At 45.5% G+C, this 3,637-nt stretch carries 3 protein-coding genes; all 3 read left to right on the top strand.

The annotated features are described in order from the left end of the window. The coding region (locus tag DBO31_RS03930; protein ID WP_150824494.1) for a GntR family transcriptional regulator at positions 1 to 589 on the top strand (589 nt) is incomplete at its 5' end. Between the two features lie 298 nt (positions 590 to 887). Further along, positions 888 to 1,856: a bile acid:sodium symporter family protein gene (locus DBO31_RS03925; protein ID WP_059076176.1), complete on the top strand. Its 969-nt coding sequence runs from the start codon at positions 888 to 890 to the stop codon at positions 1,854 to 1,856. Positions 1,857 to 1,911: 55 nt separating this feature from the next. After that, the gene (locus DBO31_RS03920; RefSeq protein ID WP_059076175.1) at positions 1,912 to 3,327 is read left to right on the top strand and encodes an FAD-binding oxidoreductase; all 1,416 of its coding nucleotides are present in this window, start codon (positions 1,912 to 1,914) and stop codon (positions 3,325 to 3,327) included. Positions 3,328 to 3,637 lie beyond the last annotated feature (310 nt).

Below are 3,637 nucleotides of genomic sequence, written 5' to 3'. Positions count from 1 at the left end.
GGGTGTCAGCCGCTCTCCTGTCAAAAATGCCCTGACCAGGCTCATGCACAATTCATATGTTGTCCGCCAGCCGGGATACAGGGTCGCAGCATTTTCTGAAAAAGAATATACAGATATTGCCGAGTTATCAGAACTGATTGAGCCCTATGCGGCGGGGAGAGCTGCCATTGCCATAAAAGATACGGATCTGGATGTATTGTATGATATAGCAGGACAGCTTCAGCACATCTGTGTAAAGAGCGGGAATTTGCAGCACCGGTATATAGATGTTGTAGACCTGGAATATCAATTTCATTCCCGTATTGTCCATCTGGCGGATCATCCTTTGCTGGAAGAGTTTTATGAACATATTAAATACAAGTTGTACCGCTATAGGAGCTATCTGAATTATGATCCACCGTCGGGATATTTTGAAGTCGTCGGAACGGAACATCTGACGATTTGTGATATTTTAAAAATGCGGGACCAGGGAATGGCGGAAGCGATTATGCGGCGGCATCTCGCTCTGGCCCGTGCTGAGTTTAAACGCAAGTTTCCTGCTGAAAACAATCAGGAATTCAATAAAAAAGGCCCGTTTTCACCAACATAAAATAAAAAAATAAGAAATTATCTGGCAAAATATTAATTTATTTAGATATTTTGCCAGATTTTTTTATTGAAAAATGAAAGAAAAACAATCAGAATGTAATAATTTATACGAAAATGGACGAAAAAAAGGCCCAAATGAGAAAAATAAAATGAACACAAACGTCATACTGGTCAGAGTTTGACTCTTTAATTGGATAATGTTAACATAAACGCATAAAAGAAATTCGATACGGTAATAATTAAATGCAGTAAGGATTTATGTTTTCAGGTATCATTTTATGTGTAAGGAGGTATGAAGCATGACTGGGTTCGAAAAGTTCGTAAAATTTGTAACTAAGTATGTAACGCTGTGGGTCATTTTATGTGCCGTATTTGCATATTTTGTGCCGACGCCATTTAAACCCTACGGCGGGACGATTCCCTGGTTCCTGGGCATTATCATGCTGAGCATGGGTCTTTCTATGACGCCTAATGATTTCAAGCTGGTTCTGACCCGGCCAAAGGATGTCATCGTCGGTATCGTGACACTGTATGCGTTTATGCCTCTCGTCGGATTGGGACTGGGAACCATATTCAATCTGGACCCGATGCTGACTGTAGGTCTCGTACTTCTGGGCTGTACGCCGACGGGGACGTCTTCCAACGTCATGACATTCCTGGCTAAAGGCGATAAGGCTCTGGCCGTGACGGTATCGAGCCTGAGCACCATCGTAGCGCCTGTCGTCATGCCTATGCTGCTTCTCTTTTATGTCGGCAAATACCTGCCTATTGATGCGGTAGGCCTGTTTATGAGTATCATTAAAATCGTCATTATTCCGATTGCGCTGGGACTTCTGATTCATAAATTCTTTGAAAAACAAATGCCGGTCATTCTGAAAGTCGTGCCGCTGGCAACGGTAGCTGCTATCGTTTGTATTATTTCCGTCATTGTAGCACTCAACGTAGAACGGCTGCAGGCTGTAGCCGGAATGGCTGCCCTGACATTGGTACTGTATACAGGTATTGGCCTGGCTATCGGATATACTGTAGCCCGCCTGCTGCGCATGAAAGCTCCAAAACGGAAAGCGATGACTTTTATCGTTGGCGTACAGAATACGGCGCTGGCAGTTACCCTGGGGATTACATATTTTGATCCCATGTCGGCAATTCCGGGAGCTATCGGTGTTGTCTGGACGACTGTATTTTGCTCCTTTGTTGCATCACTTTGGGGGAACAAAACAGAAGATGCAGCGGAAGCAGCTCCCCCTGCACAGGGAACCGCTCATTGACATGGATATTATGCCGCAGTATATGAGGCATTTATATAGGAAGGAGAGATAGGTTATGGCAAGATTTAATAAGGTATCGGCAGAATTATTGGACGAACTGAAACAAGTACTGGGAGAAAAAGGCGTAACGGTAGATCCGGAAAAATTGCAGACGTATCAGACCGATGAAGAAGGCAATCCCTATTGGTTCCGTACTCCCGAAGTAGTCGTATTCCCGAAAACGACGGAAGAAGTAGCAGCTGTCATCAAACTGGCGAACAAGTACCTCGTACCGATTACGCCCCGTGCTGCTGGTTCTGGTGTTGCTTGTGGTGCCATTCCTGTCTATCACGGTATCGTCATGGAACTGGATAAGATGGATAAGATCCTCAAAATCGATGAAGATAATCTCTATGCTGTTGTCCAGACCGGTGTCCGGACGAGCGTTATCCAGCAGGAATGCAAACAGCGGGGGCTCTTATATGCCGGCGATCCCTGCAGTGCTGACAGCTGCCAGATCGGCGGTAACGTAGCAACCAATGCCGGTGGCAACAAGGCTGTAAAATACGGGACGACACGGAATCAGATTTATGGCATGAAAATAGTTACCCCGACGGGTGATATCGTAGATGTCGGAGCGCGGTTGCAGAAATGCTCGACCGGCTACTGCCTGGAACAACTTATTTGCGGGTCGGAAGGTACGCTGGGCGTTGTAACAGAAATTACGCTGAAATTACGTCCTCTGCCGCCGTATAAATTTGACCTGGTAGCAATCTTTAATGAAGATGCCAAAGCATTTGCCCTGCCGAATAAGATTTTGAAGGCCGGTATCGAACCTACCAGTATCGAATACATGGATAATAAAGCGCTGAAGATGTGCAGCAATTTCTGCAAAGTAACGCTGCCCCATGTAGAAGAAAACTGCTGCTATGTCATTATCACCGTAGAATCGTTTGATGAAGATGAACTAGACAAGAAGATGGAAAAAATCAGTGATCTCTGTGATGATATGGGCGCCGTCGATGTCATCCAGGCGGATGACCGTATCTGGGGATGCCGCCGGCAGTTTGCTGAAGCAGCCCGCGATATCGACATCATGTTCGTAGCAGAAGATTTCGTCGTACCTCTCGACAAGATTGCTGAAATTACGGCGGAAGTACCAGGACTGGAAGAAAAACACGGAATCTATACGGTAACATCGGCTCATATCGGCGATGGCAATATCCACGTGCTGCCGCTTAATAAAGATGGTTTATCACCGGAAGACTGGATGAAGAAGATGGCCGGTTTCCATGAAGACCTCTTTGAAAAAGTATATGCACTGGGTGGCAAGATGTCTGGTGAACACGGTATCGGCTATAAGAAACTCGTTGATTTCAAACGCTGCACCCCGCCGGGTGAATACAAGATGATCCGGGCAATCAAGAAAGCGCTGGATCCGAACGATATCCTCAATCCGGCTAAGATTGTCGATTTGGAAGACAGCATCTGATGCAGTTTCTATCATATAGTATCTACCCCTCCATGCATGAATTAGATATCCCGAAGCACCTGCAGGCGTCTAAAACGGACGCCTGCAGGTGCTTTTTTTTCAGAGATGTAAAAAAATTCCTTGACAAGAGGGGAAGAGTGGGATATACTAAACAAGCTGTTGAGCGGACGGGAAGGTTTCCTTCCTCCTCTCAAAAGTATTTCAAAAAAAGTGCTTGACAAATTCCTGTGAGTTTGTTAAGATATATGAGTCGCCGCGATGAGCGATGAACTTCCTTCATCTCAATCATGCGGCTGGCAGATGACCTTTG

Origin of the sequence: Megasphaera sp. DJF_B143 (assembly GCF_900320625.1) — a bacterium.
Classification (GTDB): domain Bacteria; phylum Bacillota; class Negativicutes; order Veillonellales; family Megasphaeraceae; genus Megasphaera; species Megasphaera hexanoica.
This window is presented reverse-complemented; position numbering and strand designations above follow the sequence as displayed.